Annotated in this window: 26 protein-coding genes; 21 read left to right on the forward strand and 5 right to left on the reverse strand. The window is 41.0% G+C overall.

The window, feature by feature from the left end; translation table 11 throughout:
• Positions 1–40 precede the first annotated feature (40 nt).
• The 4 genes from D8837_RS03020 to D8837_RS03035 all read left to right on the forward strand — a co-directional run bounded on the left by D8837_RS03020 (position 41) and on the right by D8837_RS03035 (position 5,089).
• On the forward strand, positions 41–1,375 hold the full coding sequence (locus D8837_RS03020) for an Nramp family divalent metal transporter (RefSeq protein WP_125456160.1): 1,335 nt from the start codon (positions 41–43) through the stop codon (positions 1,373–1,375).
• Between the two features lie 361 nt (positions 1,376–1,736).
• Positions 1,737–3,080 (forward strand): DEAD/DEAH box helicase, encoded by a 1,344-nt coding sequence (locus D8837_RS03025; protein ID WP_125456161.1) that lies wholly within the window; start codon positions 1,737–1,739, stop codon positions 3,078–3,080.
• Between the two features lie 158 nt (positions 3,081–3,238).
• A complete protein-coding gene (locus tag D8837_RS03030) occupies positions 3,239–4,096 on the forward strand; it encodes a bifunctional methylenetetrahydrofolate dehydrogenase/methenyltetrahydrofolate cyclohydrolase (RefSeq protein ID WP_185755650.1) in 858 nt (285 codons plus the stop codon).
• A 141-nt stretch (positions 4,097–4,237) separates the two neighbouring features.
• The gene (locus D8837_RS03035; RefSeq protein WP_125456162.1) at positions 4,238–5,089 is read left to right on the forward strand and encodes an NAD(P)H-hydrate dehydratase; all 852 of its coding nucleotides are present in this window, start codon (positions 4,238–4,240) and stop codon (positions 5,087–5,089) included.
• Between the two features lie 24 nt (positions 5,090–5,113).
• On the opposite strand, the gene D8837_RS03040 is transcribed toward D8837_RS03035, so the two are convergent.
• Positions 5,114–5,299 (reverse strand): hypothetical protein, encoded by a 186-nt coding sequence (locus D8837_RS03040; protein WP_001068557.1) that lies wholly within the window; start codon positions 5,297–5,299, stop codon positions 5,114–5,116.
• A gap of 231 nt (positions 5,300–5,530) precedes the next feature.
• Here D8837_RS03040 and rpiA point away from each other — a divergent pair, with 231 nt between their 5' ends.
• From rpiA to deoD, 6 genes are all read left to right on the forward strand, one after another.
• Positions 5,531–6,214 carry a ribose-5-phosphate isomerase RpiA gene (rpiA, locus tag D8837_RS03045; protein ID WP_125456163.1) on the forward strand — a complete coding sequence of 228 codons (684 nt, stop codon included), beginning with the start codon at positions 5,531–5,533 and terminating at the stop codon, positions 6,212–6,214.
• A gap of 14 nt (positions 6,215–6,228) precedes the next feature.
• A complete protein-coding gene (locus D8837_RS03050; protein ID WP_125456164.1) occupies positions 6,229–7,440 on the forward strand; it encodes a phosphopentomutase in 1,212 nt (403 codons plus the stop codon).
• Position 7,441: 1 nt separating this feature from the next.
• A complete protein-coding gene (locus tag D8837_RS03055; RefSeq protein ID WP_125456165.1) occupies positions 7,442–8,002 on the forward strand; it encodes a DUF1697 domain-containing protein in 561 nt (186 codons plus the stop codon).
• Positions 7,999–8,808: a purine-nucleoside phosphorylase gene (locus tag D8837_RS03060; RefSeq protein ID WP_125456166.1), complete on the forward strand. Its 810-nt coding sequence runs from the start codon at positions 7,999–8,001 to the stop codon at positions 8,806–8,808. The genes D8837_RS03055 and D8837_RS03060 overlap by 4 nt, the downstream gene beginning before the upstream one ends.
• Before the next feature lie 2 nt (positions 8,809–8,810).
• Positions 8,811–10,094, forward strand: a complete 1,284-nt coding sequence (locus D8837_RS03065) for a chloride channel protein (protein ID WP_125456167.1) — start codon at positions 8,811–8,813, stop codon at positions 10,092–10,094.
• A gap of 405 nt (positions 10,095–10,499) precedes the next feature.
• Positions 10,500–11,210, forward strand: coding sequence for a purine-nucleoside phosphorylase (gene deoD / locus D8837_RS03070; RefSeq protein WP_125456168.1), 711 nt, complete (start codon positions 10,500–10,502; stop codon positions 11,208–11,210).
• 24 nt (positions 11,211–11,234) lie between these two features.
• Here the strand turns inward: deoD and D8837_RS03075 are convergent, their stop codons facing one another.
• The 3 genes from D8837_RS03075 to coaA form a co-directional block, all read right to left on the reverse strand.
• The gene (locus D8837_RS03075) at positions 11,235–11,759 is read right to left on the reverse strand and encodes a DNA topology modulation protein (protein ID WP_125456169.1); all 525 of its coding nucleotides are present in this window, start codon (positions 11,757–11,759) and stop codon (positions 11,235–11,237) included.
• 51 nt (positions 11,760–11,810) lie between these two features.
• A complete protein-coding gene (gene rpsT / locus D8837_RS03080) occupies positions 11,811–12,047 on the reverse strand; it encodes a 30S ribosomal protein S20 (RefSeq protein ID WP_001274000.1) in 237 nt (78 codons plus the stop codon).
• Positions 12,048–12,114: 67 nt separating this feature from the next.
• The gene (gene coaA, locus D8837_RS03085) at positions 12,115–13,035 is read right to left on the reverse strand and encodes a type I pantothenate kinase (RefSeq protein WP_004258795.1); all 921 of its coding nucleotides are present in this window, start codon (positions 13,033–13,035) and stop codon (positions 12,115–12,117) included.
• 199 nt (positions 13,036–13,234) lie between these two features.
• Between coaA and D8837_RS03090 the strand changes: the two genes are divergently transcribed.
• From D8837_RS03090 to D8837_RS03130, 9 genes are all read left to right on the forward strand, one after another.
• The gene (locus D8837_RS03090; RefSeq protein ID WP_000698112.1) at positions 13,235–13,639 is read left to right on the forward strand and encodes a hypothetical protein; all 405 of its coding nucleotides are present in this window, start codon (positions 13,235–13,237) and stop codon (positions 13,637–13,639) included.
• A gap of 210 nt (positions 13,640–13,849) precedes the next feature.
• Positions 13,850–14,440 (forward strand): class I SAM-dependent methyltransferase, encoded by a 591-nt coding sequence (locus D8837_RS03095; protein WP_125456170.1) that lies wholly within the window; start codon positions 13,850–13,852, stop codon positions 14,438–14,440.
• The gene (locus D8837_RS03100) at positions 14,437–15,714 is read left to right on the forward strand and encodes a pyrimidine-nucleoside phosphorylase (RefSeq protein ID WP_125456171.1); all 1,278 of its coding nucleotides are present in this window, start codon (positions 14,437–14,439) and stop codon (positions 15,712–15,714) included. The genes D8837_RS03095 and D8837_RS03100 overlap by 4 nt, the downstream gene beginning before the upstream one ends.
• A gap of 19 nt (positions 15,715–15,733) precedes the next feature.
• Positions 15,734–16,396: a deoxyribose-phosphate aldolase gene (gene deoC, locus D8837_RS03105; RefSeq protein WP_125442813.1), complete on the forward strand. Its 663-nt coding sequence runs from the start codon at positions 15,734–15,736 to the stop codon at positions 16,394–16,396.
• The gene (locus tag D8837_RS03110; protein WP_125456172.1) at positions 16,383–16,772 is read left to right on the forward strand and encodes a cytidine deaminase; all 390 of its coding nucleotides are present in this window, start codon (positions 16,383–16,385) and stop codon (positions 16,770–16,772) included. The genes deoC and D8837_RS03110 overlap by 14 nt, the downstream gene beginning before the upstream one ends.
• 89 nt (positions 16,773–16,861) lie before the next feature.
• On the forward strand, positions 16,862–17,914 hold the full coding sequence (locus tag D8837_RS03115) for a BMP family lipoprotein (RefSeq protein ID WP_001036137.1): 1,053 nt from the start codon (positions 16,862–16,864) through the stop codon (positions 17,912–17,914).
• A gap of 143 nt (positions 17,915–18,057) precedes the next feature.
• A complete protein-coding gene (locus tag D8837_RS03120; RefSeq protein ID WP_125456173.1) occupies positions 18,058–19,593 on the forward strand; it encodes an ABC transporter ATP-binding protein in 1,536 nt (511 codons plus the stop codon).
• Positions 19,586–20,644: an ABC transporter permease gene (locus D8837_RS03125; RefSeq protein WP_125392962.1), complete on the forward strand. Its 1,059-nt coding sequence runs from the start codon at positions 19,586–19,588 to the stop codon at positions 20,642–20,644. Before D8837_RS03120 ends, D8837_RS03125 begins: the two co-directional genes overlap by 8 nt.
• A 2-nt stretch (positions 20,645–20,646) precedes the next feature.
• A complete protein-coding gene (locus D8837_RS03130) occupies positions 20,647–21,603 on the forward strand; it encodes an ABC transporter permease (protein ID WP_078238322.1) in 957 nt (318 codons plus the stop codon).
• Positions 21,604–21,641: 38 nt separating this feature from the next.
• Here D8837_RS03130 and plsY read toward each other — a convergent pair whose 3' ends face one another.
• A complete protein-coding gene (gene plsY / locus D8837_RS03135) occupies positions 21,642–22,283 on the reverse strand; it encodes a glycerol-3-phosphate 1-O-acyltransferase PlsY (protein WP_125456174.1) in 642 nt (213 codons plus the stop codon).
• A gap of 135 nt (positions 22,284–22,418) precedes the next feature.
• Between plsY and parE the strand changes: the two genes are divergently transcribed.
• Positions 22,419–24,362 (forward strand): DNA topoisomerase IV subunit B, encoded by a 1,944-nt coding sequence (parE, locus tag D8837_RS03140; RefSeq protein ID WP_125456175.1) that lies wholly within the window; start codon positions 22,419–22,421, stop codon positions 24,360–24,362.
• 23 nt (positions 24,363–24,385) lie between these two features.
• Positions 24,386–24,793: a YkvA family protein gene (locus D8837_RS03145; RefSeq protein WP_125456176.1), complete on the forward strand. Its 408-nt coding sequence runs from the start codon at positions 24,386–24,388 to the stop codon at positions 24,791–24,793.
• The last annotated feature ends 108 nt before the right edge of the window (positions 24,794–24,901 follow it).

Below are 24,901 nucleotides of genomic sequence, written 5' to 3' on the forward strand. Positions count from 1 at the left end.
TTAAAAAAAGTAAAGACAGATTAGAAAGTGTAAAATTCCTATGTCTTCTTACAAAAAGGTCTCTCTTTCTGAGATCAATCAATCTATTGAAACTCCCAATAACAATCATTTTTGGCAAAAACTAAAAGCATTTTTAGGACCTGGCGCTCTTGTAGCAGTTGGTTATATGGATCCTGGGAACTGGATTACCAGTGTAGTTGGTGGCGCTTCTTACAAGTATAATCTCTTATTTGTTATTTTGATTTCATCTATCATTGCCATGCAGCTGCAACAGATGGCTGGAAAGCTCGGTATAGTGACTAGAATGGATCTAGCGCAAGCAACAGCTCATCATGCTCCCAAATGGCTCCGCTATAGTCTGTGGGTGATTTTAGAATTGGCTTTAATGGCGACAGACTTGGCTGAAGTTTTAGGTTCAGCGATTGCACTAAATCTTTTGTTTAAAATACCGATTATGGTTGCTATCCTCCTAACCGTTTTGGACATATTTCTTTTACTTTTGTTGATGAAGTTTGGGTTCAAGAAGATTGAAGCTATTGTTACGACCCTTATCTTAACTATATTAGGTATTTTTTCTTATCTGGTGGCTTTATCCAATCCAAGTATTCAGGGAATCTTTGGTGGTTATTTACCGACTTCGACTTTATTTGAAAGTCCCCTGCCGGGACATGAGAGTCAATTGACCTTGGCTTTAGGGATTGTAGGAGCGACAGTCATGCCGCATAATCTCTATCTTCATTCATCATTATCGCAAACAAGGAAAATCAACCACAAAGATAAGAAGGACGTCCGAAAAGCAGTGCGCTTTATGACCTGGGATTCTAATCTTCAGTTGTCCTTAGCCTTTATTGTCAATTCCTTGTTGCTCATTTTAGGTGCCTCCCTTTTTTTTGGTTATGCATCTGAAATTTCGGCATTCTCCCAAATGTACAATGCTTTACAGGATTCAACAATAGCAGGAGCGATAGCTAGTTCGACTTTGTCAACTTTGTTTGCTTTAGCTCTCTTAGCAAGTGGACAAAATTCGACCATTACAGGCACCTTGACAGGACAGATTGTCATGGAAGGTTTCTTGCATCTGAAATTACCTCAGTGGATTATCCGTATCGGTACGCGTATTTTTGCCTTGCTACCTGTGATCATAGTCGCTGTCTTATTTGGACATCAAGAAAAGACCTTGGATCAGTTATTGGTTTACTCACAGGTCTTTCTGTCAATCGCTCTTCCGTTCTCAATCTTTCCTTTAATTTATTTGACCTCTAAGAAGTCACTAATGGGAGAATTCACCAATGCCAAGTGGAACACAATCCTAGGTTACGCAGTTGCAATTATCTTAACAATTCTTAATATCAAGCTTCTTTTCGATATTTTTTAAACTTGTTTGAAATTTTTTTCCATATTAATAATATTGATAATAAAATATAAGTAAATGAAAATTATGATTGAACTTAATAATCCCATAAGAATAGTGGGGGAATTTTTGAATTTTCTAAAATTTAGAATGATTTATAAGAAATATTGTACAGGAAACGGCTATTCTATTTTTTCTTTTCATCAAAAGGAGTTTAATAGTATATGATACAAGTTTATCTTGTAATACAGGTAGTAAAAGATAAATGTTAAATAAAGTTATAGGTGCTATATTTGGTATTAAATAATTTAAACGATTCAAGTCGGACTATTGTAATGGAACAAAATGTGCTATAATTGATAGGATAGATAGAATCGAGGATATTATGTCATTTAGTAAATTTCAGTTTAAAAATTATATTAATAAAGCTCTGGAGGAGTTGAAATTCAGTACTCCTACAGAGGTTCAAGAGAAATTAATTCCCATCGTTTTGGCAGGTCGTGACCTAGTCGGTGAATCAAAAACGGGTTCGGGTAAGACTCACACTTTCCTATTGCCGATTTTCCAGCAATTAGATGAAACTAGCGATAGTGTGCAAGCAGTCATTACTGCACCGAGTCGTGAGTTAGCTACTCAAATTTACAAAGCAGCTCGTCAGATTGCAACTCACTCAGAAGTGGAAGTTCGTGTGGTTAATTATGTGGGTGGGACAGATAAGGCTCGCCAGATTGACAAATTGGCAAGTAACCAGCCTCATATTGTTATCGGGACTCCAGGTCGTATTTATGACTTAGTTAAGTCCGGTGACCTAGCTATTCACAAGGCTAAGACCTTTGTGGTCGATGAGGCAGATATGACCTTGGATATGGGATTCTTAGAAACTGTTGATAAGATTGCTGGCAGTCTTCCAAAAGACTTGCAATTTATGGTCTTCTCAGCGACTATTCCACAAAAACTGCAACCATTCTTGAAAAAATACTTATCAAATCCTGTTATGGAGAAAATCAAGACCAAAACGGTCATTTCCGATACCATTGATAATTGGTTGATTTCGACCAAGGGCCGAGATAAGAATGCTCAACTTTACCAATTGACTCAGTTGATGCAACCGTATTTGGCAATGATTTTTGTTAACACAAAAACGCGTGCTGATGAATTACATACATACTTAACAGCTCAAGGCTTGAAGGTTGCAAAGATCCATGGAGATATTGCCCCTCGTGAACGTAAGCGAATCATGAATCAGGTGAAAAATCTGGATTTTGAGTACATTGTCGCAACCGACTTGGCGGCGCGTGGGATTGATATTGAAGGTGTTAGTCATGTCATCAATGATGCAATTCCGCAAGACTTATCCTTCTTCGTGCACCGTGTTGGTCGAACTGGACGAAATGGCCTACCAGGTACAGCTATTACCCTTTACCAGCCAAGTGATGACTCGGATATCCGTGAGTTGGAGAAATTAGGAATTAAGTTTACTCCGAAAATGGTTAAAGACGGGGAATTTCAAGATACCTATGACCGTGATCGTCGTGCCAACCGTGAAAAGAAGCAAGACAAGCTTGACATTGAGATGATAGGTCTGGTCAAAAAGAAAAAGAAAAAAGTCAAACCAGGTTATAAGAAGAAAATTCAATGGGCGGTGGATGAAAAACGTCGCAAAACAAAGCGCGCTGAAAATCGCGCTCGCGGTCGTGCAGAGCGTAAAGCAAAACGCCAAACATTTTAACATCAAATAAAGCTAAACTCTTTATGAGGGTAACTTAAAAGCCTGTAAAAGGCTTTTTCTTATAGTTTGAAACTATAGGATTGCCTAGGAAAGAAGTGTTAGAGGAGACTAGTAGTTTTTGGTATAATGGAAGATATTTGAAAGAAAAGAGCAGTGATATGACACAGATTATTGATGGGAAGGCTCTAGCAGCTAAGTTACAAGGACAGCTGGCTGAAAAGACTGAAAGATTAAAGGAAGAGACAGGTCTAGTACCTGGTTTGGTAGTGATTTTGGTTGGGGATAATCCAGCAAGCCAAGTCTATGTTCGTAACAAGGAGAGGTCAGCTCTTGCGGCTGGATTCCGTAGTGAAGTTGTGCGAGTTCCAGATACCATTACTCAAGAGGAATTGTTAGACTTGATTGCCAAATACAATCAAGATTCAACTTGGCATGGGATATTGGTCCAGTTACCATTACCAAAACATATTGATGAAGAGGCAGTTTTGTTGGCCATTGACCCAGAAAAGGATGTGGATGGTTTCCATCCCCTAAACATGGGACGTCTCTGGTCTGGTCATCCAGTCATGATTCCTTCTACACCTGCAGGGATTATGGAAATGTTTCATGAATACGGGATTGACTTGGAAGGTAAAAATGCGGTCGTCATCGGTCGTTCCAATATCGTTGGAAAACCCATGGCCCAGCTTCTTTTGGCAAAGAATGCTACAGTGACTTTGACCCACTCACGGACTCATAATCTTGCCAAGGTGGCTGCTAAAGCAGATATTCTGGTTGTTGCAATCGGTCGTGCCAAGTTTGTGACTGCTGACTTTGTCAAACCAGGTGCGGTAGTCATTGACGTTGGGATGAATCGTGATGAAAATGGTAAGCTCTGCGGGGATGTGGATTATGAGGCAGTTGCCCCACTTGCTAGCCATATTACGCCAGTTCCTGGAGGTGTAGGTCCTATGACCATTACTATGCTGATGGAGCAAACTTATCAAGCAGCACTCCGGACATTGGATAGAAAATAAGAGAAAAATTTTCTGAGGAAAGTGTATTTTCTATAGCTATATCTAAAATGGCAGAAATAAATATTAAATTTTAGAAATAAGTTTATAAAAGGAGGTATGCGCCTCCTTTTTGTTGTATAATAAATGCGAGAGGAAAAAAGGATGAGAGTGATTGAGCAAGCATTATTAGAAAAAGTCATTATTGAACGTTCTCGTACCAGTCATAAAGGAGACTATGGCCGTCTGCTGTTGCTTGGTGGGACTTATCCTTATGGTGGTGCTATCATCATGGCTGCTTTAGCAGCTGTGAAAAGCGGTGCAGGATTGGTAACCGTTGGAACAGATAGGGAAAATATCCTTGCTCTGCACAGCCATTTACCTGAGGCTATGGCCTTTGCTCTTCAAGACCAGCAATTATTAAAAGAGCAGTTGGAGAAGGCAGAAGTTGTCTTGCTGGGTCCTGGTTTACGAGACGATGCATTTGGAGAAAATCTAGTCAAACAGATTTTTGCCAGCTTAAAAAAGAATCAGATTTTGATTGTAGACGGAGGGGCCTTAACCATCCTTGCTAGGACAAGTTTGTCGTTTCCATCTAACCAGCTTATCTTAACTCCCCACCAAAAAGAATGGGAAAAATTATCTGGAATTACGATTGAAAATCAAAGCGAAGCTGCAACGGCTAGTGCCCTGACTTCCTTTCCTCAAGGAACCATTTTGGTGGAGAAAGGTCCAGCTACTCGTATTTGGCAAGTTGGCCAATCTGATTTTTACCAGTTACAGGTTGGCGGTCCCTATCAGGCGACTGGGGGAATGGGAGATACTCTGGCTGGGATGATTGCAGGATTTGCAGGCCAGTTTAAACAAGCCAGTCTCTACGAGCGTGTGGCAGTAGCGACCCATCTTCATTCAGCCATAGCCCAGGAATTTGCTCGAGAACATTATGTGGTCTTGCCGACGGAAATTAGCTCTTATCTTCCCAAAATAATGAAAAAAATATCTCAAAAAGGCACCTGATCGTTTCAGGCGCCTTTATATCTTTTAGAAAAATCCTTTAATCTTTCCAACGAGGCCATCTAGACCTTCAGAACCAGAAATCAACTGCTGAGCTTGAGAGAAGTATTCTCCAAGTTGGTCTTGATTTTCTGCAACAAATGTTTTTGCAGCTTCGAAATCTTTTGTTTCGATTAATTCTTTTACTTGGTTAAACAAATCTAATGGGTTCATTCTATTTCTCCTTTTCTTTACTTAACTATTTAATCATCTTTATGATAAAAAATCAACTGTTGTTGCTTTTGGCTAGGACCTGTTTTTATCTACAAGTTCTCATAACTAAGATTCTAACTACCAAAACAAGGTGGACATAAAAATAAAAATGTTCGGGTTTTTCTAGTGTATCCATGAAATAAAAAAGGATACATGTTATAATGAAAGTAGCTCTTTAATGGAGGTGTTTGAGTGGAAAATTTGAAGAAAATGGCAGGTATCAAGGCTGCTGAGTTTGTCAAGGATGGCATGGTTGTCGGACTGGGAACGGGTTCTACTGCCTATTATTTTGTAGAAGAAATCGGTCGTCGTATCAAGGAAGAAGGATTGCAGATTACAGCTGTAACGACTTCTAGTGTGACTAGTAAACAGGCTGAAGGGCTTAATATCCCGCTCAAGTCTATTGACCAAGTAGATGTTGTCGATGTGACGGTTGATGGAGCGGATGAGGTGGATAGCCAGTTTAACGGAATCAAAGGCGGTGGTGGTGCCCTTCTGATGGAGAAGGTTGTAGCAACGCCCTCAAAAGAATATATTTGGGTAGTGGATGAAAGCAAGCTGGTCGACAAACTGGGTGCTTTTAAATTGCCAGTAGAAGTGGTTCAGTATGGTGCTGAACAGGTCTTTCGTCGTTTTGAGCGCGCTGGCTATAAACCAAGCTTCCGTGAAAAAGATGGCCAACGTTTTGTGACCGATATGCAGAACTTTATCATTGACCTTGCCTTGGATGTCATTGAAGATCCAATTGCTTTAGGGCAAGAATTGGACCATATCGTTGGTGTCGTAGAGCACGGCTTATTCAACCAAATGGTGGATAAGGTGATCGTAGCTGGACGAAATGGGGTTCAGATTTTAACTTCAAGCAAAGCAAAATAATAAGGAGATACACTATGTCAAAATTTAATCGTATTCACTTGGTGGTACTGGATTCTGTAGGAATCGGTGCTGCACCAGATGCTAATAACTTTGTCAATGCAGGGGTTCCAGATGGAGCTTCTGACACACTGGGACACATTTCAAAAGCAGTTGGTTTGAATGTCCCAAACATGGCTAAAATTGGTCTTGGAAATATTCCTCGAGAAACTCCTCTTAAGACTGTTCCAGCTGAAAGCAATCCAACAGGATATGCAACAAAATTGGAAGAAGTATCTCTTGGTAAGGATACCATGACTGGACACTGGGAAATCATGGGCCTTAACATTACAGAACCTTTCGATACTTTCTGGAATGGATTCCCAGAAGAAATCTTGACAAAAATCGAAGAGTTCTCAGGACGAAAGGTTATTCGTGAGGCTAACAAACCTTACTCAGGAACAGCCGTTATCGATGACTTTGGACCACGCCAGATGGAAACTGGGGAGTTGATTATCTATACTTCAGCTGACCCTGTTTTGCAAATTGCTGCCCACGAAGACATCATTCCTCTGGACGAATTGTACCGTATCTGTGAATACGCTCGTTCGATAACCCTTGAGCGCCCAGCCCTTCTAGGACGTATCATTGCCCGTCCATATGTTGGTGAACCAGGTAACTTCACTCGTACAGCAAATCGTCGTGACTTGGCTGTATCACCATTTGCTCCAACTGTTCTCGATAAACTCAATGAAGCAGGTATCGATACTTATGCTGTTGGTAAAATCAACGATATCTTTAACGGAGCTGGTATCAATCATGACATGGGCCACAACAAGTCAAACAGCCACGGAATTGATACACTATTGAAGACCATGGGACTTGCTGAGTTTAAAAAAGGATTCTCCTTCACAAACTTAGTTGACTTTGATGCCCTTTACGGCCACCGCCGCAATGCTCATGGTTACCGTGATTGCTTGCATGAGTTTGATGAACGCTTGCCTGAAATTACCGCAGCCATGAGAGAGAATGATCTTCTCTTGATTACGGCGGACCATGGAAATGACCCAACTTATGCAGGAACAGACCACACTCGTGAATATATTCCATTGTTGGCCTATAGCCCTTCCTTTAAAGGAAATGGTCTCATTCCTGTCGGACATTTTGCAGATATCTCAGCGACAGTTGCGGATAACTTTGGTGTGGAAACTGCCATGATTGGGGAAAGTTTCTTAGATAAATTGGTATAAGATGACACGATATGCTTTACTGGTAAGGGGCATTAATGTAGGTGGGAAAAATAAGGTTGTCATGGCGCAACTTCGTCAAGAACTGACAGAGTTGGGACTGGAAAAGGTTGAGACCTACATCAACAGTGGCAATATTTTCTTTACTTCTACAGCTCCCAAAGCCCAATTGGTTGAAAAGTTAGAGGCTTTCTTTACAGTCCATTATCCATTTATTCAGAGCTTTTCTTTGCTGAGTCAGGAAGATTATGAAGAAGAGCTGAATAATCTGCCAGATTGGTGGACCAAAGACCTAGCTCGAAAAGATGTCCTTTTCTACACGGAGAGTTTGGCTGTGGATCAAGTGATCGAGAAAGTGAACAGTTTGGAACTGGAAGATGAAGTGGTTCATTTTGGAAGACTTGGGATTTTCTGGGGGAAATTCTCTGAGGAATCCTACTATGCAACTGCCTATCACAAGTACTTGCTCAAGATGCCTTTCTATCGCAATATTACCATTCGTAATGCTAAAACTTTTGACAAAATCGGTCAAATGCTAAAAACTAATAAAGGAGACACACAATGACATTTTTAGACAAAATCAATGAAACAGCTGCTTTCCTGAAAGATAAGGGAATCCAAGAGCCTGAGTTTGGTCTAATCCTTGGATCAGGACTTGGAGAATTGGCAGAAGAAATCGAAAATCCAGTTGTAGTAGACTATGCTGAGATTCCAAACTGGGGCCGTTCAACAGTAGTCGGTCACGCTGGTAAATTAGTATATGGGGAACTGGTAGGTCGCAAGGTTTTGGCTCTTCAAGGACGTTTCCATTTCTACGAAGGAAATCCTCTGGAAGTTGTGACTTTCCCAGTTCGTGTCATGAAAGTTCTTGGATGTGAAGGTGTCATTGTAACCAATGCAGCTGGTGGTATTGGTTATGGCCCAGGTACTTTGATGGCTATCTCAGATCATATCAATATGACGGGGCAGAACCCCTTGATGGGTGAAAACTTGGATGATTTTGGTCCTCGTTTCCCAGATATGTCTAAGGCCTACACACCAGAATACCGTGCTACTGCTCATGAAGTGGCTAAAAAAATTGGTATCAAGCTTGATGAAGGTGTCTATATCGGTGTAACAGGTCCGACTTATGAAACACCAGCAGAAATCCGTGCTTATAAGACGCTTGGAGCAGATGCAGTTGGTATGTCGACTGTTCCTGAAGTTATTGTGGCAGCCCACTCAGGCTTGAAAGTTCTTGGTATTTCATGTATTACTAACCATGCTGCTGGATTCCAAGAAGAACTCAACCACGAAGAAGTTGTAGAAGTAACCGAACGTGTCAAAGGTGATTTCAAGGGCTTGCTTAAAGCGATTCTTGCAGAATTGTAATCATGTTAAAGGACTTGAGGAGATTTTTTCGAAAGATTCCTTATAATTTTAGATTATTCCTAGCAGTAATTCTACAAGGAATAGTTTCGGGTTTATCTGGTATATTTCTCCATTATCTTTTAGAGATGGTAGAGAGTCTAGCTTTTGGTCAGTCAGAGCATTATACTGGATTTTTGACAGATGGAGTTTCCTCCTCACGGATAGGACTAAGTTTAATAATCGTGGGTCTTGGCTCATCCTTGGTCTGGTATTTCTTGCAAAAAGGGTCGAAAATTTATTCCATCAAAGCTCAGATGAAGGATGAGACTTCACAATACAAGCTTCATTTTTTAAGACAGCTATTTCATTCAATTTGGCAGATTATTGCAGTTGGAGGGGGAGCACCTATTGGCAAAGAAGCTGCACCACGAGAGATTGGGAGTCTATTTGCAGGACCAATTGGAAAAATATGTTCTCTCTCTAAGAAGGATCGCATCTTTCTCCTTGCTTGTGGTGCTGGTGCTGGTTTAGCAGCTGTCTACCAGGTTCCATTAACAAGTGTCTTCTTTGTTTTTGAAACTCTAGGAATTGCTCTATCTATTAAACGATTTATCTTAGTCGGTTTGACTACTTATGTGTCAACCTATACAGCAGGCTTGGTTATTTCAGATCAGGCTCTCTACCAGATTCCAGCCATCACATGGTCATTAAAGGAAATATGGATTATTCCCTTATTACTTCTTTTCTTAACCCCACTGGCTTGGCTTTTTGGTCGCTTAAGTAAGGCAGCGTCTTCAAACAGAATAAAAGATAAACGAGTACTTCTCACATTGCCCTCAGCTTTTCTTTTTCTTGTTGGTCTTGCAAGTTCCTTTCCACATCTACTTGGCAATGGACGCATGATGGCTCAGGAAATTTTAAATGGTAGCAGTGGTCAAACAGTGCTTCTCATGTTTTTCCTAAAAGCAGTGGTCGTTCTTATTATCCTTTGGGCAGGGGCCTATGGTGGTACACTTACGCCATCTTTTGCCTTGGGGATGGCTGGAGCTGGTGTCTTGTGCATGATTCTAGGTTTGGGTAGCCAGTCAACCATTTTGCTTTTGGGATCGGTTTGTTTTTTGTCTGTGACCTTGAGGGCGCCCATTTCTGCAACCGGATTAGTTATAGGTTTCACTGGGCTAGGTATAGATTCTCTTCCGTATCTCTTAGTAACAGCTGTTTTAGCCTATGAATTTGCAAAAATGTTAGACCACTTTCCTTGTGCTAGCATACTGTGTCAGAAGTCAAATAATAAAGTAATTAGGTAGGAAATGCCCATTTCTTCTAGTCAATGATTTGATTTAAAAGATTAAAAAAACTCTCAATTTATTTATAACTGTTTTAAATAAAAATGAAGTAGGCCTATTGGAATCATGATTGAATCCGATTTTTTCTAGCTATGAAATGTAAAAATAATAAAAAGAAAGGTAGAGCGAGATGTTCTGATTTGAACGCGAGCGGAAAACTTTTCTAAAAATCAGAAAGTAAGGGTAGTTCGGGCTTGAATTGAAGCAAGCCGGTCTAATCTTCTCAATATCATCAAAATTAAGAAAGAAAGGAATTGAACCCACCCTAAAAGCAGTGGGAAAAAGATAGTTGGTCTAGCGAGCATCGCTCACTGCACCCAACTCCTATTTTCCCTTTGCTTTTTGACGGGTTTGGTATCTTATATTATGTCTATCCATATTGCTGCTCAGCAGGGTGAAATTGCTGATAAAATTCTTCTTCCTGGGGATCCTCTTCGTGCGAAATTTATTGCGGAGAATTTCCTTGAAGATGCTGCTTGTTTTAACGAAGTGCGTAACATGTTTGGTTACACTGGTACTTACAAGGGCCACCGTGTATCAGTCATGGGAACTGGGATGGGGATGCCATCTATTTCGATTTATGCGCGTGAGTTGATTGTGGACTACGGTGTGAAGAAATTGATCCGTGTGGGAACTGCAGGTTCTTTGAATGAAGATGTTCACGTTCGTGAATTGGTTTTGGCGCAAGCAGCTGCAACCAACTCTAACATCATCCGCAATGACTGGCCACAGTACGATTTCCCACAAATCGCTAGCTTTGATTTGCTGGACAAGGCCTACCATATCGCCAAAGAACTTGGTATGACAACCCACGTTGGGAACGTTTTGTCTTCTGATGTCTTTTATTCAAACTACTTTGAAAAGAACATCGAACTTGGTAAATGGGGAGTCAAGGCTGTGGAAATGGAAGCAGCAGCTCTTTACTATCTTGCTGCTCAATATCATGTTGATGCCCTTGCTATCATGACTATTTCTGATAGTTTGGTCAATCCAGATGAAGACACGACTGCAGAAGAACGTCAAAATACCTTCACCGATATGATGAAGGTTGGATTAGAAACCTTGATTGCAGAATAATTATAGCCAAAAAGGAAGCCCTTTTTATGAATTGGAGGACTTCCTTTTCTTATCTAGAAATTGATCTAGTTCTTTCTGATTTCGAAGAATAGTGATTTTATGTGAGTATTCTTGGCAAAGTTTTTGGTAATTCTCTTTTTGAGCTTTAGTCCGTCCGTCCCAAAGAATCCATCTGATAAACTCCCAATTAAATTGTTCTTGACAACCAGCTGCCATACTTTCTCTGACCTTGCCTCGGTATGTGAGATAACGTTTAAAAGCCCGAAATAGACAAGTCCATGGGGAAAAGTTGAGAAAGATGATTTGGTCAGCTTCCTGCATTCTTTCTTGGTAATAGCACCAAGAATAATTTCCATCGATGACCCAGGCTTCATGCTTGGTGAGAAAGTTTTTCATCTCGGTCAGCATCCATTCGCGATCACTATCTTGCCAACCAGGTTGAAATTGGAGTGTGTCCATGTACAGTTTTGGGATGGAGTAGTAGTTAGATAATTTTTCTGCTAGAGTTGACTTACCAGCACCAGAATATCCGATAATTGTGATTTTCATTTTCTACCTTTTCCTATTTGGGACAAAAAAACAGCCTCTATGGACTGTTTCTTATTTAGCAAGTTTAGCTGAAAGACGAGCTTTATCGCGGCTTGCTTTGTTTTTGTGAATCAAACCTTTAGTTTCTGCTTTATCGATAGCTGAGCTAGCAGCACGGAAAAGTTCTTCAGATGGGTTTGCTTCGAAAGCTTTGATAGCAGTACGCATAGCTGATTTTTGAGCTGAGTTCTTTTCGTTTTGTTTAACGTTCAATTCAGCGCGTTTGATAGCTGATTTAATGTTTGCCAATGTTCTTACCTCCATATTTACTAACTATACCATTATATCTGAAAACTTACGTTTTGACAAGGGAAAATTATTTTTTTAAGTAAATTTCATCGATTTCATGGTTCTTTGTTTTATGAAGAATTACTTCTGCACGATTTCTAGTTGGTTCAATATAATTTTGTAGATTTGTGAGATTGATACTGGTCCAGACCTGATGGGCAAAGGATTCCACTTCCCCAATCGGCATTTGTGTAAAACGATAATAGTAGCTATCAGGATCGTTTTGGGCTAGGCTCAGCATTTTCAAGAAACGGTCTAGATACCAACTCTCGATGTCATCGACTGCAGCATCAACATAGATGGAAAAGTCAAAGAAGTCAGTAATGTAGAGACGCTCGTTTTGTGGATTTTGAAAGACATTTATTCCCTCAACAATAACAAAATCAGCAGCTTTGACGCTTTGCTTTTCCTCGGGTACGATGTCGTAGACTTCATGAGAATAGACAGGAATATCTACATCTTGTCCATTTTTGATGTGATCCAGGAAGTTGAGAAGAGCTTCCATATCATAGCTTTCAGGAAATCCCTTGCGATTTAAAATCCCTTGTTCAATCAAGGTCTGGTTGGGATAGAGAAAGCCATCAGTTGTTACCAACTCAACCGTAGCATCTGTAAGGGTACGGGACAGTAGGATTTGAAGTAGGCGACTGGTTGTGGATTTTCCAACGGCAACACTCCCAGAAACCCCAATGATAAAAGGCTGGGATTTGCTTTCACGTTGAAGGAAAATCCCTTTTGAAAAGGCCAAATCATCCTTGGTACGCTTGTAAATCTGGATGAGATGGGCTAGGGGGAGATAGACATCGGTAACATCCTGCAAGCTAATCTGGTCATTAAAACTCTTGATGGATTCTAATTCCTCTTCTGTCAAAGGAGGTGTTGTCTTTCGATGTAACGATTGCCAAGTCTGGCGGCTGATTTTTTCAAAATGTAAAAATTCGTTGGTCATTTGTTTTCCCCTAGATATTTTGTTTATCATACCATAAAAAGCTAAAAAAATAAAGCGGTTTCTTGATGATAGTAAACCAATATCGTATAATAGAAGTAGATAGGGTTGACCAATTTATTGATGAGGTAGGAGCTACTTTCTCCTGACTTATAAGCCAATAAAGGGGGCTTTGGGATTCACAATTTATAGGAGGTGTACTATGAAAATCTTAAAAAGTTATATACTGGAACTCTGTTTTATTTTAAGTTTTGCACTACCTTTTATAAAAGGGGCGAATGCGGATAATGGTAGACGCTTTGTGGAAATCTATTACGGTTTTACTTTTTTGATGGAACATGCTATTGTAACAGCTATCTTTATCTGTTCGCTCTTGATTGCTTGCCTACTAAAAAAACGGTGGACGAAATGGCTTGCTGCTGGTAGTTATTTCTTTTTAGTTCTATGGATTGCTACAGAGGGTTATTTCTTCCGCATGTCGCTAGAAGATTTGGTACGACTTTGGACAAGTTGGGAAATCCTGACAAAAACGTATCAGTTGGGCTTTTATCTAAACATCTTGTTGGGAATTTTGTTGATAATTAAATATCTGAAGGTTAAGCAATAGTAATAAAAATACGCCCGATTATAGACAATAAATTTGTTGTTTTATCTGGATTGTGATACCTTATAGCTCCCAATGACTTGTCATTTATTTATAAGTGTTAAAAGAGATTGAAGAAAAGGTCTTCTTGACTAGTTTTCTTCAGTCTTTTTCGTTTTATTATCAATTTGTAAACGATTTACAATTCAAGTCAAATTATGGTAAAATAGTTTCATGAGTAAAATGTATTATGCAGAGAATCCTGACGCTGCTCACGACATTCATGAGTTGAGAGTGGACTTGTTGGGAGAAAAAATGACCTTTTTGACAGATGCGGGTGTTTTTAGCAAGAAAATGGTTGACTTTGGAAGTCAACTCTTGCTCAAGTGTCTTGAAGTCAACCAAGGAGAAACTGTCCTGGATGTAGGATGTGGTTACGGACCTTTGGGCTTGTCTTTAGCTAAGGCTTATGGCGTTCAGTCTACCATGGTCGATATTAATAATCGTGCCTTGGATTTGGCGCGACAAAATGCTGAACGAAATAAAGTAGAAGCGACGATTTTCCAGTCCAACATCTATGAACAAGTTGAAGGCACATTTGACCATGTCATTTCAAATCCTCCTATCCGTGCGGGCAAGCAAGTAGTTCATGAAATCATTGAGAAAAGTAAAGATTTCTTGGAAACTGGTGGAGATTTAACAATCGTTATCCAGAAAAAACAAGGGGCTCCAAGTGCTAAGTCTAAGATGGAAGATGTGTTTGGCAATTGTGAAATCGTCAAAAAAGATAAGGGATACTATATCCTTAGAAGTGTGAAAGAATGAGAGCAGTTGATTTAATCCAAAAGAAACGAGACGGTCAAGAACTGACTTCGAGTGAAATTGAATGGCTAGTTGAAGGCTATGTGTCAGGAACTGTTCCTGATTATCAGATGTCTGCTTTTGCTATGGCTGTTTATTTCAAAGGAATGACGACTCGAGAAATCTCTGACCTAACTATGAAGATGGTCAAGACAGGGCAAGAGTTTGATTTATCTGCTATTGATGGGGTTAAGGTTGACAAGCATTCTACTGGTGGTGTTGGTGATAAGGTGACCTTGATTTTGGCTCCTCTTGTTGCTAGCTTTGGTGTACCTGTGGCAAAAATGAGTGGTCGTGGTCTCGGCCATACGGGTGGAACAATTGATAAATTGGAGTCCATTAAGGGCTATCAAGTGGAACGAAGTCAAGAGGATTTTATTCGTCAGGTTCAGGATATTGGTGTATCTGTCATTGGGCAATCAGACCAGCTTGTCAAAGCAGATAAGCTTCTCTATGCCCTTCGTGATGTGACCGCAACTGTTGACACGATTCCTTTGATTGCCAGTTCGGTGATGAGCAAGAAAATTGCTGCAGGGGCGGATGCTATTTTGCTTGACGTAACTGTCGGTGAGGGTGCCTTCATGAAGACGGTTGATGAGGCGCGTGAATTGGCTCAAACCATGGTGGAACTTGGTAAGGCAGTTGGTAGAAAAACGGTAGCAGTCATTACGGATATGAGTCAGCCCTTGGGACGAGCAATTGGAAATCGCCTCGAAATTCTTGAAGCACTGGAGACTTTACAAGGTCAAGGTCGTCAGGATATTACCCATTTTATATGCGAATTGGCTCAAATTATGCTTGGTTTAGCAAATGTAAACAAGACAGTTGAAGAAGTTCACCAACATCTTGAGAATGGTCAAGCGCTGGCTAAGTTTGAGGAAATGGTCCAAGCCCAAGGTGGAGACTTGGAAGACCTCTATCGTCCTGTCAATGTTACCCATGTGGTGGAAATCCCTGCCCAGGAAACGGGTGTCATTTCAGCTCTTCCAGCTATGGAATTTGGGCTTTATGCTATGAGACTGGGGGCAGGCCGTGCAGTCAAGTCTGATGCCTTGGACTATGAGACAGGAATTGTTTTTGAAAAGAAAGTTGGAGATTCCGTTCAAAAGGGAGAAATTGTTGCAAAAGTATACACAAATGGAAAAATTTCTCCTCAGCTAGTTACAGATTTTCAAAAATATGTTAAAATAAATGATAGTGTGCAAAGTTTACGAGAAATCATAGAAATAATCTCATAAACTGCAGGAGAATCCGAATATGAAATTAAATAAATATATCGATCATACACTTTTGAAACAAGATGCGACAGTAAATCAAATTGATTGTTTGTTGTCTGAAGCTAGAGAGTATGATTTTGCCAGTGTTTGCGTTAATCCGACCTGGGTTGAACATGCTAAAAAAGGGCTTGAAGGCACAGATGTCAAGGTCTGCACAGTAGTAGGTTTCCCCTTGGGAGCAACAACTTCAACTGTGAAAGCTTTTGAAACCAAGGAAGCTATCCAAAATGGTGCAGATGAGATTGATATGGTGATCAATGTTGGAGCTCTCAAAACAGGTAATCTTGATTTGGTTGAGTCGGATATTCTCGCAGTAGTAGAAGCAAGTGGTGACAAGTTAGTGAAAGTCATTATTGAAGCTTGCCTTCTGACAGACCAAGAAAAAGTTTTGGCTTGCCAATTGGCCCAAAAAGCGGGAGCTGATTTTGTTAAAACATCTACTGGCTTTTCAACTGGTGGTGCTACGGTAGCAGATGTTACATTAATGCGTGAAACAGTTGGACCTGATATGGGTGTCAAGGCTGCTGGTGGAGCTCGTTCTTATGCAGATGCTCTTGCCTTTGTGGAAGCAGGTGCGACCCGTATTGGAACGTCAGCTGGGGTAGCCATTTTAAAAGGAGAATTGGCAGATGGCGACTACTGAGTTGATTGAACTGGCAATTGAAACCAGCAAACATGCCTATGTCCCCTATTCTCACTTTCCTGTCGGAGCTGTTCTAGTCGCAAAAGATGGTAGTATTTATACAGGTGTCAATATCGAGAATGCTAGTTATTCTTTGACCAACTGTGGGGAACGTACAGCGATTTTTAAAGCAGTTTCTGAAGGCCAAAGAGAATTTTCAGAATTGATTGTCTATGGAGAGACTGAAAAACCAATTTCGCCATGTGGTGCTTGTCGCCAAGTGATGGCTGAATTTTTTGAACAAGATCTAAAAGTGACCTTAGTCGCAAAAGATAAATCGACGGTCGAGATGACGGTCGGGGAGTTACTTCCATACTCTTTTACAGACTTAAACTAGTCTGAGTCGCTCTCTGAGTGGCACGGTCCTTGTGGCCAACCAATCCATACTTGCAACATCGTTGCACATCTTATTTAGGAGGTTCAGTAATGAACAAGAAACAATGGCTAGGCCTTGGTCTAGTTGCAGTGGCAGCAGTTGGACTTGCTGCATGTGGTAACCGCTCTTCTCGTAACGCAGCTTCATCTTCTGATGTGAAGACAAAAGCAGCAATCGTCACTGATACTGGTGGTGTTGATGACAAATCATTCAACCAATCAGCTTGGGAAGGTTTGCAAGACTGGGGTAAAGAACATAATCTTTCAAAAGATAAAGGTTTCACTTACTTCCAATCAACAAGTGAAGCTGACTATGCTAACAACTTGCAACAAGCGGCTGGAAGTTACAACCTAATCTTCGGTGTTGGTTTTGCCCTTCACAATGCGGTTGAAGAAGCAGCAAAAGACCACTCTGATTTGAACTATGTCTTGATTGATGATGTGATTAAAGATCAAAAGAATGTTGCTAGCGTAACATTTGCTGATAACGAAGCTGCTTACCTTGCGGGTGTTGCAGCAGCTAAAACAACTAAAACAAAACAAGTTGGTTTTGTAGGTGGTATTGAGTCTGAAGTTATCTCACGTTTTGCAGCTGGATTTAAGGCTGGTGTTGAGTCAGTAGATCCATCTATCAAAGTACAAGTTGACTATGCTGGTTCATTTGGTGATGCTGCTAAAGGTAAAACAATTGCAGCAGCACAATACGCAGCTGGTGCAGACGTTGTTTATCAAGCAGCAGGTGGAACAGGTGCTGGTGTCTTTGCAGAAGCAAAATCACTCAACGAAAGCCGTTCTGAAAGTGAAAAAGTTTGGGTTATCGGTGTTGACCGTGACCAAGTAGCAGAAGGTAAGTACACTTCTAAAGATGGCAAAGAATCAAACTTCGTTCTTGTATCTACTTTGAAACAAGTTGGTACAACTGTAAAAGATATTGCTAACAAAGCAGAAAAAGGTGAATTCCCTGGCGGTCAAGTGATCGTTTACTCATTGAAAGATAAAGGGGTTGACTTGGCAGTGACAAACCTTTCAGAAGAAGGTAAAAAAGCTGTCGAAGATGCTAAAGCTAAAATCCTTGATGGAAGCGTAAAAGTTCCTGAAAAATAATGGATGGAAGTCATTTCTTAGGAAGCGGCCCTCGGCCGCTTTTTTAAGAGTTGAGACAAAGTCATTTTGTCTCAGTAAAGCTTGCTACTAGAGAAACTAGCAAGTTTTATTGAAATAAAATAAGACTCTGAAAGGAAGAGCACATGGCACACGAAAATGTCATTGAGATGCGTGATATTACCAAGGTGTTTGGTGAATTTGTTGCCAACGACAAAATCAACCTGCACCTACGAAAAGGTGAAATTCATGCACTTTTAGGAGAAAATGGGGCTGGAAAGTCCACGCTCATGAACATGTTAGCAGGGCTTCTTGAACCAACCAGTGGTGAAATTGTGGTCAACGGTCAAGTTGTCAACCTCGACTCACCATCTAAAGCAGCTAGCTTGGGAATCGGAATGGTTCACCAGCACTTTATGTTGGTAGAAGCCTTCACAGTGGCTGAAAACATCATTTTAGGTAGTGAATTGACTAAAAATGGTGTGCTAGATATCGCTGGAGCTAGCAAAGAAATCAAGGCTCTTTCTGAACGTTATGGCTTAGCTGTTGACCCTTCTGCCAAGGTAGCAGATATCTCAGTTGGAGCCCAACAACGTGTAGAAATTTTAAAAACCCTTTATCGGGGGGCTGATATCCTTATCTTTGACGAACCAACGGCTGTTTTGACTCCATCAGAAATTGATGAGTTGATGGCTATTATGAAAAATCTTGTCAAAGAAGGAAAATCAATTATCTTGATTACCCATAAGTTGGACGAGATTCGCGCAGTTTCTGACCGCGTTACAGTTATCCGTCGTGGGAAATCAATTGAAACTGTCGAAATCGCAGGGGCTACCAATGCTGATTTGGCAGAAATGATGGTAGGTCGTTCTGTTTCCTTTAAAACAGAGAAGCAAGTCTCTCAACCAAAAGAAGTGGTCTTGTCAGTCAAAGATTTGGTGGTCAATGAAAATCGCGGTGTTCCAGCTGTTAAAAATCTGTCCTTAGACGTTCGTGCTGGAGAGATTGTTGGTATTGCGGGGATTGATGGAAATGGTCAGTCTGAACTGATTCAAGCCATTACAGGTCTTCGCAAGGTTGAATCTGGTAGCATTGAGCTAAAAGGAGATTCAATTGTAGGCTTGCATCCACGTCAGATTACAGAGTTGAGTGTTGGGCACGTTCCAGAAGACCGTCACCGTGATGGTTTGATTTTAGAAATGATGATCTCTGAAAATATTGCCCTTCAAACCTACTACAAAGAACCACATAGTAAAAATGGAATTTTGAACTATTCAAATATTACTTCTTATGCTAAAAAGCTAATGGAAGAATTTGATGTTCGTGCTGCTAGTGAGTTTGTTCCAGCAGCGGCTCTTTCAGGAGGAAATCAACAAAAAGCAATTATTGCTCGTGAAATTGATCGAGATCCTGATCTCCTTATCGTCAGCCAGCCAACTCGTGGGTTGGATGTCGGTGCCATTGAGTATATCCACAAACGCTTGATTGAAGAGCGTGATAATGGTAAGGCTGTCCTTGTTGTCAGCTTTGAATTGGATGAGATTTTAAACGTCTCAGACCGTATTGCCGTTATCCACGATGGTAAGATTCAAGGTATTGTATCACCAGAAACAACCAATAAACAAGAACTTGGTGTCTTGATGGCTGGTGGAAACTTGGGAAAGGAGAAGAGTGATGTCTAAAAAATTACAACAAATTTCGGTTCCCTTGATTTCTGTCTTCCTAGGAATTTTACTCGGAGCCATTGTCATGTGGATCTTCGGTTATGATGCTATTTGGGGCTACGAAGAATTGTTCTATACAGCCTTTGGTAGTCTGCGTGGGATTGGAGAAATCTTCCGTGCTATGGGGCCTTTGGTCTTGATTGGTCTTGGTTTTGCTGTTGCCAGTCGTGCAGGTTTCTTTAACGTCGGGCTTCCTGGTCAGGCTTTGGCAGGTTGGATTCTCAGTGGTTGGTTTGCCCTGTCGCATCCAGATATGCCGCGTCCCTTGATGATTTTAGCGACTATCGTGATTGCTTTGATTGCTGGTGGGATTGTCGGAGCGATTCCAGGTATTCTTAGGGCTTATCTAGGGACGTCAGAGGTTATCGTAACCATCATGATGAACTACATTGTCTTGTATGTAGGAAATGCCTTTATCCATTCTTTCCCTAAAGATTTCATGCAAAGTACAGATTCGACCATTCGTGTTGGGGCTAATGCAACCTACCAGACCCCTTGGTTAGCTGAGTTGACTGGTAATTCGCGGATGAATATTGGTATTTTCTTTGCCATCATTGCCGTTGCAGTTATTTGGTTCATGCTCAAGAAAACAACCCTTGGTTTTGAAATCCGTGCTGTTGGTCTTAATCCACATGCTTCAGAATATGCTGGTATTTCTGCTAAACGAACGATTATCCTCTCAATGATCATATCAGGTGCCTTGGCTGGCCTTGGTGGTGCTGTTGAAGGACTTGGAACCTTCCAGAACGTCTATGTTCAAGGTGCGTCATTGGCTGTTGGATTTAACGGGATGGCGGTTAGTCTACTTGCAGCAAACTCACCAATTGGTATTCTCTTTGCAGCCTTCCTATTTGGTGTTCTCCAAGTTGGAGCTCCTGGTATGAATGCGGCGCAGGTACCGTCTGAGCTTGTCAGCATTGTAACAGCGTCTATTATCTTCTTTGTCAGTGTTCATTACCTTATTGAACGCTTTGTCAAACCGAAAAAACAAGTTAAAGGAGGTAAGTAAAGATGTCTATTACAACCTTGCTCACCCTCTTGGTGTCTTCTATGCTGATTTACTCAGCACCTCTCATCTTTACAAGTATTGGTGGTGTTTTCTCTGAACGTGGTGGTGTGGTAAATGTCGGTCTTGAAGGAATTATGGTTATGGGTGCCTTTTCTGGAGTTGTCTTTAACCTTGAATTTGCAGAACAATTTGGAGCAGCAACTCCATGGCTATCCTTGCTTGTAGCAGGATTGGTTGGAGGACTCTTCTCTATCATCCACGCAGCAGCGACGGTTCATTTCCGTGCAGACCATGTTGTCAGCGGTACGGTATTGAACTTGATGGCCCCAGCCTTGGCTGTTTTCTTGGTGAAAGTACTTTATAACAAAGGACAAACCGACAACCTAAGTCAGACTTTTGGACGCTTTGATTTCCCAGTCTTGGCAAATATCCCAGTGATTGGTGATATCTTCTTCAAGTCAACAAGTCTGCTAGGTTATATCGCGATTGCCTTCTCATTCTTTGCTTGGTTTATCCTCTTTAAGACTCGTTTTGGTCTTCGTCTTCGCTCTGTCGGTGAACATCCTCAAGCAGCGGATACCTTGGGAATCAATGTCTACAAGATGAGATATTTTGGAGTTATTATTTCTGGTTTTCTAGGTGGAATTGGCGGAGCGATTTATGCTCAATCCATCTCAGTTAACTTTTCAGTAACAACTATTGTTGGACCTGGATTTATCGCTCTTGCTGCAATGATCTTCGGGAAATGGAATCCAATCGGAGCCATGCTATCTAGTCTCTTCTTTGGACTTTCACAAAGTTTGGCTGTTATCGGCTCTCAATTGCCATTCCTACAAGGAGTGCCTGCGGTTTACCTTCAAATCGCACCTTATGTTTTGACTATTTTGGTCTTGGCAGCTTTCTTTGGAAAAGCAGTTGCACCAAAAGCAGATGGTATCAACTATATCAAATCAAAATAAGCATACAAAAAAACGTCAGTTCTGTTCAAACTGGCGTTTTATTTTTTAGGATCTTGATGAGTTAAGTTTAATCCCCAAGGGACTAAATTTTCAGTCTTATTCTGGATACGTGTGATATTATCCTTATGACGAATGATAATCAAGCTAGCAAGAGCTAGGATAATAGCGATGAAGAGAGGGTCATAGTTACTCAGGATAAAACCAAAAAGTGGAAAGAGTAGAACTCCAATGACAGCCGCGATAGATGCTGTGACACTAGATAGTGAAATCATACTACCAAGATAGAGGGTTCCAAAGAAAACAACTGCAAGGTAGAGACAGAAGACAGGTGCAAATCCGAAAATCACTCCAGCACTGGTCGCGACAGCCTTACCACCCTTAAATCCTGCAAAGATAGGGAAGGTATGGCCAATAACAGCCAAAAGTCCAAAGATGAGAGGCGAAACGCCTTGTAGATGAAACATAATCGGAAGAAGTGTTGCTAGGGTTCCTTTGAAAAAGTCAATCACAAAGGTTGCCATACCAGCTTTCTTGCCTAAAATGCGGAAGGTATTAGTCGTTCCAGTGTTACCAGAACCATGCTCGCGCAGATTGATTTGAAAGAATACTTGTCCAATCCAGAGACCAGACGGAATCGAACCCAGCAGATAGGCTAGGATTAATAAAACTATTGTAATCATACTCCTATTATATCATGAAATGGAGAAGAAAGGCAGAGAATCTCTTCTGAAATTGTCACAGCGGAGAAAGAAAAATTTTGCAAAATCCTTAGAAAACCTGTAGAATAGTAAAGATGAACGAATAGGAGGTTCCTTGTGTCAAAAAAGGAAATCAATATTAACAATTATAATGATGATGCCATTCAGGTGCTAGAAGGGTTGGATGCGGTCCGTAAACGTCCAGGAATGTATATCGGATCGACCGATGGTGCTGGTCTCCACCACCTAGTCTGGGAAATCGTCGATAATGCGGTCGATGAAGCCCTGTCTGGGTTTGGCGATCGTATTGATGTGACCATTAATAAAGATGGAAGTTTAACGGTTCAAGACCACGGACGTGGAATGCCAACTGGTATGCACGCGATGGGAATTCCAACTGTTGAGGTTATCTTTACCATTCTTCATGCAGGAGGGAAATTCGGTCAAGGAGGCTACAAGACATCAGGTGGACTTCACGGGGTGGGGTCTTCCGTTGTTAATGCCCTTTCTAGCTGGCTAGAAGTTGAAATCACTCGTGATGGTGCAATCTACAAGCAACGTTTTGAAAATGGTGGCAAACCTATCACGACCTTGAAGAAAATTGGTACAGCACCTAAATCTAAAACAGGTACCAAAGTCACCTTCATGCCGGATGCGACTATCTTTTCTACGACAGACTTCAAGTATAACACCATTTCAGAACGTCTCAATGAGTCAGCCTTTCTCTTGAAAAATGTGACCTTGTCATTAACGGACAAACGAACAGATGAAGCGATCGAGTTCCACTATGAAAATGGGGTTCAGGACTTTGTGTCCTATCTGAACGAAGATAAGGAGACCTTAACGCCAGTTCTTTACTTTGAAGGGGAAGACAATGGTTTCCAAGTGGAAGTGGCCCTCCAGTACAATGACGGATTTTCAGATAACATTCTATCCTTTGTCAATAACGTTCGCACCAAGGACGGTGGAACGCACGAGACAGGACTCAAGTCTGCCATTACCAAGGTCATGAATGACTATGCGCGTAAGACGGGGCTTCTCAAGGAAAAAGATAAAAACCTTGAAGGTTCAGACTATCGTGAGGGACTAGCGGCTGTCCTCTCTATTCTAGTCCCTGAAGAACATTTGCAGTTTGAGGGTCAGACCAAGGACAAGCTAGGAAGCCCTCTTGCTCGTCCCGTTGTGGATGGCATTGTGGCGGATAAGTTGACCTTTTTCCTTATGGAAAATGGGGAATTGGCTTCTAACCTCATCCGCAAGGCTATCAAGGCGCGTGATGCTCGTGAAGCGGCACGTAAGGCGCGTGATGAGAGCCGAAATGGTAAGAAAAATAAAAAAGACAAGGGCTTGTTGTCTGGAAAATTGACCCCAGCCCAGTCTAAGAATCCTGCTAAGAATGAACTCTATCTGGTAGAGGGGGACTCTGCCGGTGGCTCTGCCAAGCAAGGCCGTGACCGTAAGTTCCAGGCCATCTTGCCCCTTCGAGGTAAGGTTATCAATACAGCCAAGGCCAAGATGGCGGATATCCTCAAAAATGAAGAGATAAATACCATGATTTATACCATTGGTGCGGGTGTTGGAGCAGACTTCTCCCTTGAAGATGCCAACTATGATAAGATCATTATCATGACCGATGCGGATACCGACGGTGCCCATATCCAGACCTTGCTCTTGACATTTTTCTACCGCTACATGCGTCCTCTAGTCGAGGCAGGTCATGTCTATATCGCCCTTCCGCCTCTTTACAAGATGTCAAAAGGAAAAGGCAAGAAAGAAGAAGTAGCCTACGCATGGACAGACGGAGAACTTGAAGAACTCCGTAAGCAGTTTGGTAAAGGCGCAACACTTCAACGCTACAAGGGGCTTGGAGAGATGAACGCCGACCAACTCTGGGAAACAACCATGAATCCAGAAACCCGTACCCTTATCCGTGTCACCATTGAAGATCTGGCTCGCGCCGAACGCCGCGTCAATGTCCTCATGGGAGATAAAGTCGAACCACGCCGTAAGTGGATTGAGGACAATGTTAAGTTTACGCTGGAAGAAGCGACAGTATTTTAAAAAATCCAAAAAGGAGAACAACAATGTCAAATAATCTGTCTGAAGATCAAGTAAAAGAAGCTCTTGAAAGTGGATATGGGCAATCTGAAGCTTTATTAAATGATAAAGATGAATTAGATAATTTTTTGCAACGGTTAGAACTAAAAATTAAAGATATACCTTTTGTTGGAGAAAAATTTACAGTAATCCCTGTTATGATATCTTTGGTAAAAAATTATGTAGAGGGTAAATATACTACAGTACCTTATGGAACTATTCTGGCTGTTTTAAGTTCATTAATTTATTTTGTATCTCCAATTGATATATTCCCAGATTTCATACCGTTTGCTGGTTATTTAGATGATATGGCTGTAATGGGATTGTGTATGAAAATGGTAAATACTGATATCGAATCCTATGATGAATGGCGTCGGTCACAAGGATTAATTTAAGTCAATAAATTAGATTATTATCAGTCAATTCTTTATAAGTGGGAATTATCAAAACATTTTAAATTCTCAATTATAGACAATATTTAATTTTACAATCAGATCCTTTAT

Source organism: Streptococcus mitis, from assembly GCF_003942965.1.
Classification (GTDB): domain Bacteria; phylum Bacillota; class Bacilli; order Lactobacillales; family Streptococcaceae; genus Streptococcus; species Streptococcus mitis_BH.

Bases quoted from the DNA above. Each gene is read 5' to 3' on its own strand.
- D8837_RS03020 (WP_125456160.1), top strand. From the start codon at position 41: ATGTCTTCTTACAAAAAGGTCTCTCTTTCTGAGATCAATCAATCTATT.
- D8837_RS03025 (WP_125456161.1), top strand. From the start codon at position 1,737: ATGTCATTTAGTAAATTTCAGTTTAAAAATTATATTAATAAAGCTCTG.
- D8837_RS03030 (WP_185755650.1), top strand. From the start codon at position 3,239: ATGACACAGATTATTGATGGGAAGGCTCTAGCAGCTAAGTTACAAGGA.
- D8837_RS03035 (WP_125456162.1), top strand. From the start codon at position 4,238: ATGAGAGTGATTGAGCAAGCATTATTAGAAAAAGTCATTATTGAACGT.
- D8837_RS03040 (WP_001068557.1), bottom strand. From the start codon at position 5,299: ATGAACCCATTAGATTTGTTTAACCAAGTAAAAGAATTAATCGAAACA.
- D8837_RS03050 (WP_125456164.1), top strand. From the start codon at position 6,229: ATGTCAAAATTTAATCGTATTCACTTGGTGGTACTGGATTCTGTAGGA.
- D8837_RS03055 (WP_125456165.1), top strand. From the start codon at position 7,442: ATGACACGATATGCTTTACTGGTAAGGGGCATTAATGTAGGTGGGAAA.
- D8837_RS03060 (WP_125456166.1), top strand. From the start codon at position 7,999: ATGACATTTTTAGACAAAATCAATGAAACAGCTGCTTTCCTGAAAGAT.
- D8837_RS03065 (WP_125456167.1), top strand. From the start codon at position 8,811: ATGTTAAAGGACTTGAGGAGATTTTTTCGAAAGATTCCTTATAATTTT.
- deoD (WP_125456168.1), top strand. From the start codon at position 10,500: ATGTCTATCCATATTGCTGCTCAGCAGGGTGAAATTGCTGATAAAATT.
- D8837_RS03075 (WP_125456169.1), bottom strand. From the start codon at position 11,759: ATGAAAATCACAATTATCGGATATTCTGGTGCTGGTAAGTCAACTCTA.
- coaA (WP_004258795.1), bottom strand. From the start codon at position 13,035: ATGACCAACGAATTTTTACATTTTGAAAAAATCAGCCGCCAGACTTGG.
- D8837_RS03090 (WP_000698112.1), top strand. From the start codon at position 13,235: ATGAAAATCTTAAAAAGTTATATACTGGAACTCTGTTTTATTTTAAGT.
- D8837_RS03095 (WP_125456170.1), top strand. From the start codon at position 13,850: ATGAGTAAAATGTATTATGCAGAGAATCCTGACGCTGCTCACGACATT.
- D8837_RS03100 (WP_125456171.1), top strand. From the start codon at position 14,437: ATGAGAGCAGTTGATTTAATCCAAAAGAAACGAGACGGTCAAGAACTG.
- deoC (WP_125442813.1), top strand. From the start codon at position 15,734: ATGAAATTAAATAAATATATCGATCATACACTTTTGAAACAAGATGCG.
- D8837_RS03110 (WP_125456172.1), top strand. From the start codon at position 16,383: ATGGCGACTACTGAGTTGATTGAACTGGCAATTGAAACCAGCAAACAT.
- D8837_RS03115 (WP_001036137.1), top strand. From the start codon at position 16,862: ATGAACAAGAAACAATGGCTAGGCCTTGGTCTAGTTGCAGTGGCAGCA.
- D8837_RS03120 (WP_125456173.1), top strand. From the start codon at position 18,058: ATGGCACACGAAAATGTCATTGAGATGCGTGATATTACCAAGGTGTTT.
- D8837_RS03125 (WP_125392962.1), top strand. From the start codon at position 19,586: ATGTCTAAAAAATTACAACAAATTTCGGTTCCCTTGATTTCTGTCTTC.
- D8837_RS03130 (WP_078238322.1), top strand. From the start codon at position 20,647: ATGTCTATTACAACCTTGCTCACCCTCTTGGTGTCTTCTATGCTGATT.
- plsY (WP_125456174.1), bottom strand. From the start codon at position 22,283: ATGATTACAATAGTTTTATTAATCCTAGCCTATCTGCTGGGTTCGATT.
- D8837_RS03145 (WP_125456176.1), top strand. From the start codon at position 24,386: ATGTCAAATAATCTGTCTGAAGATCAAGTAAAAGAAGCTCTTGAAAGT.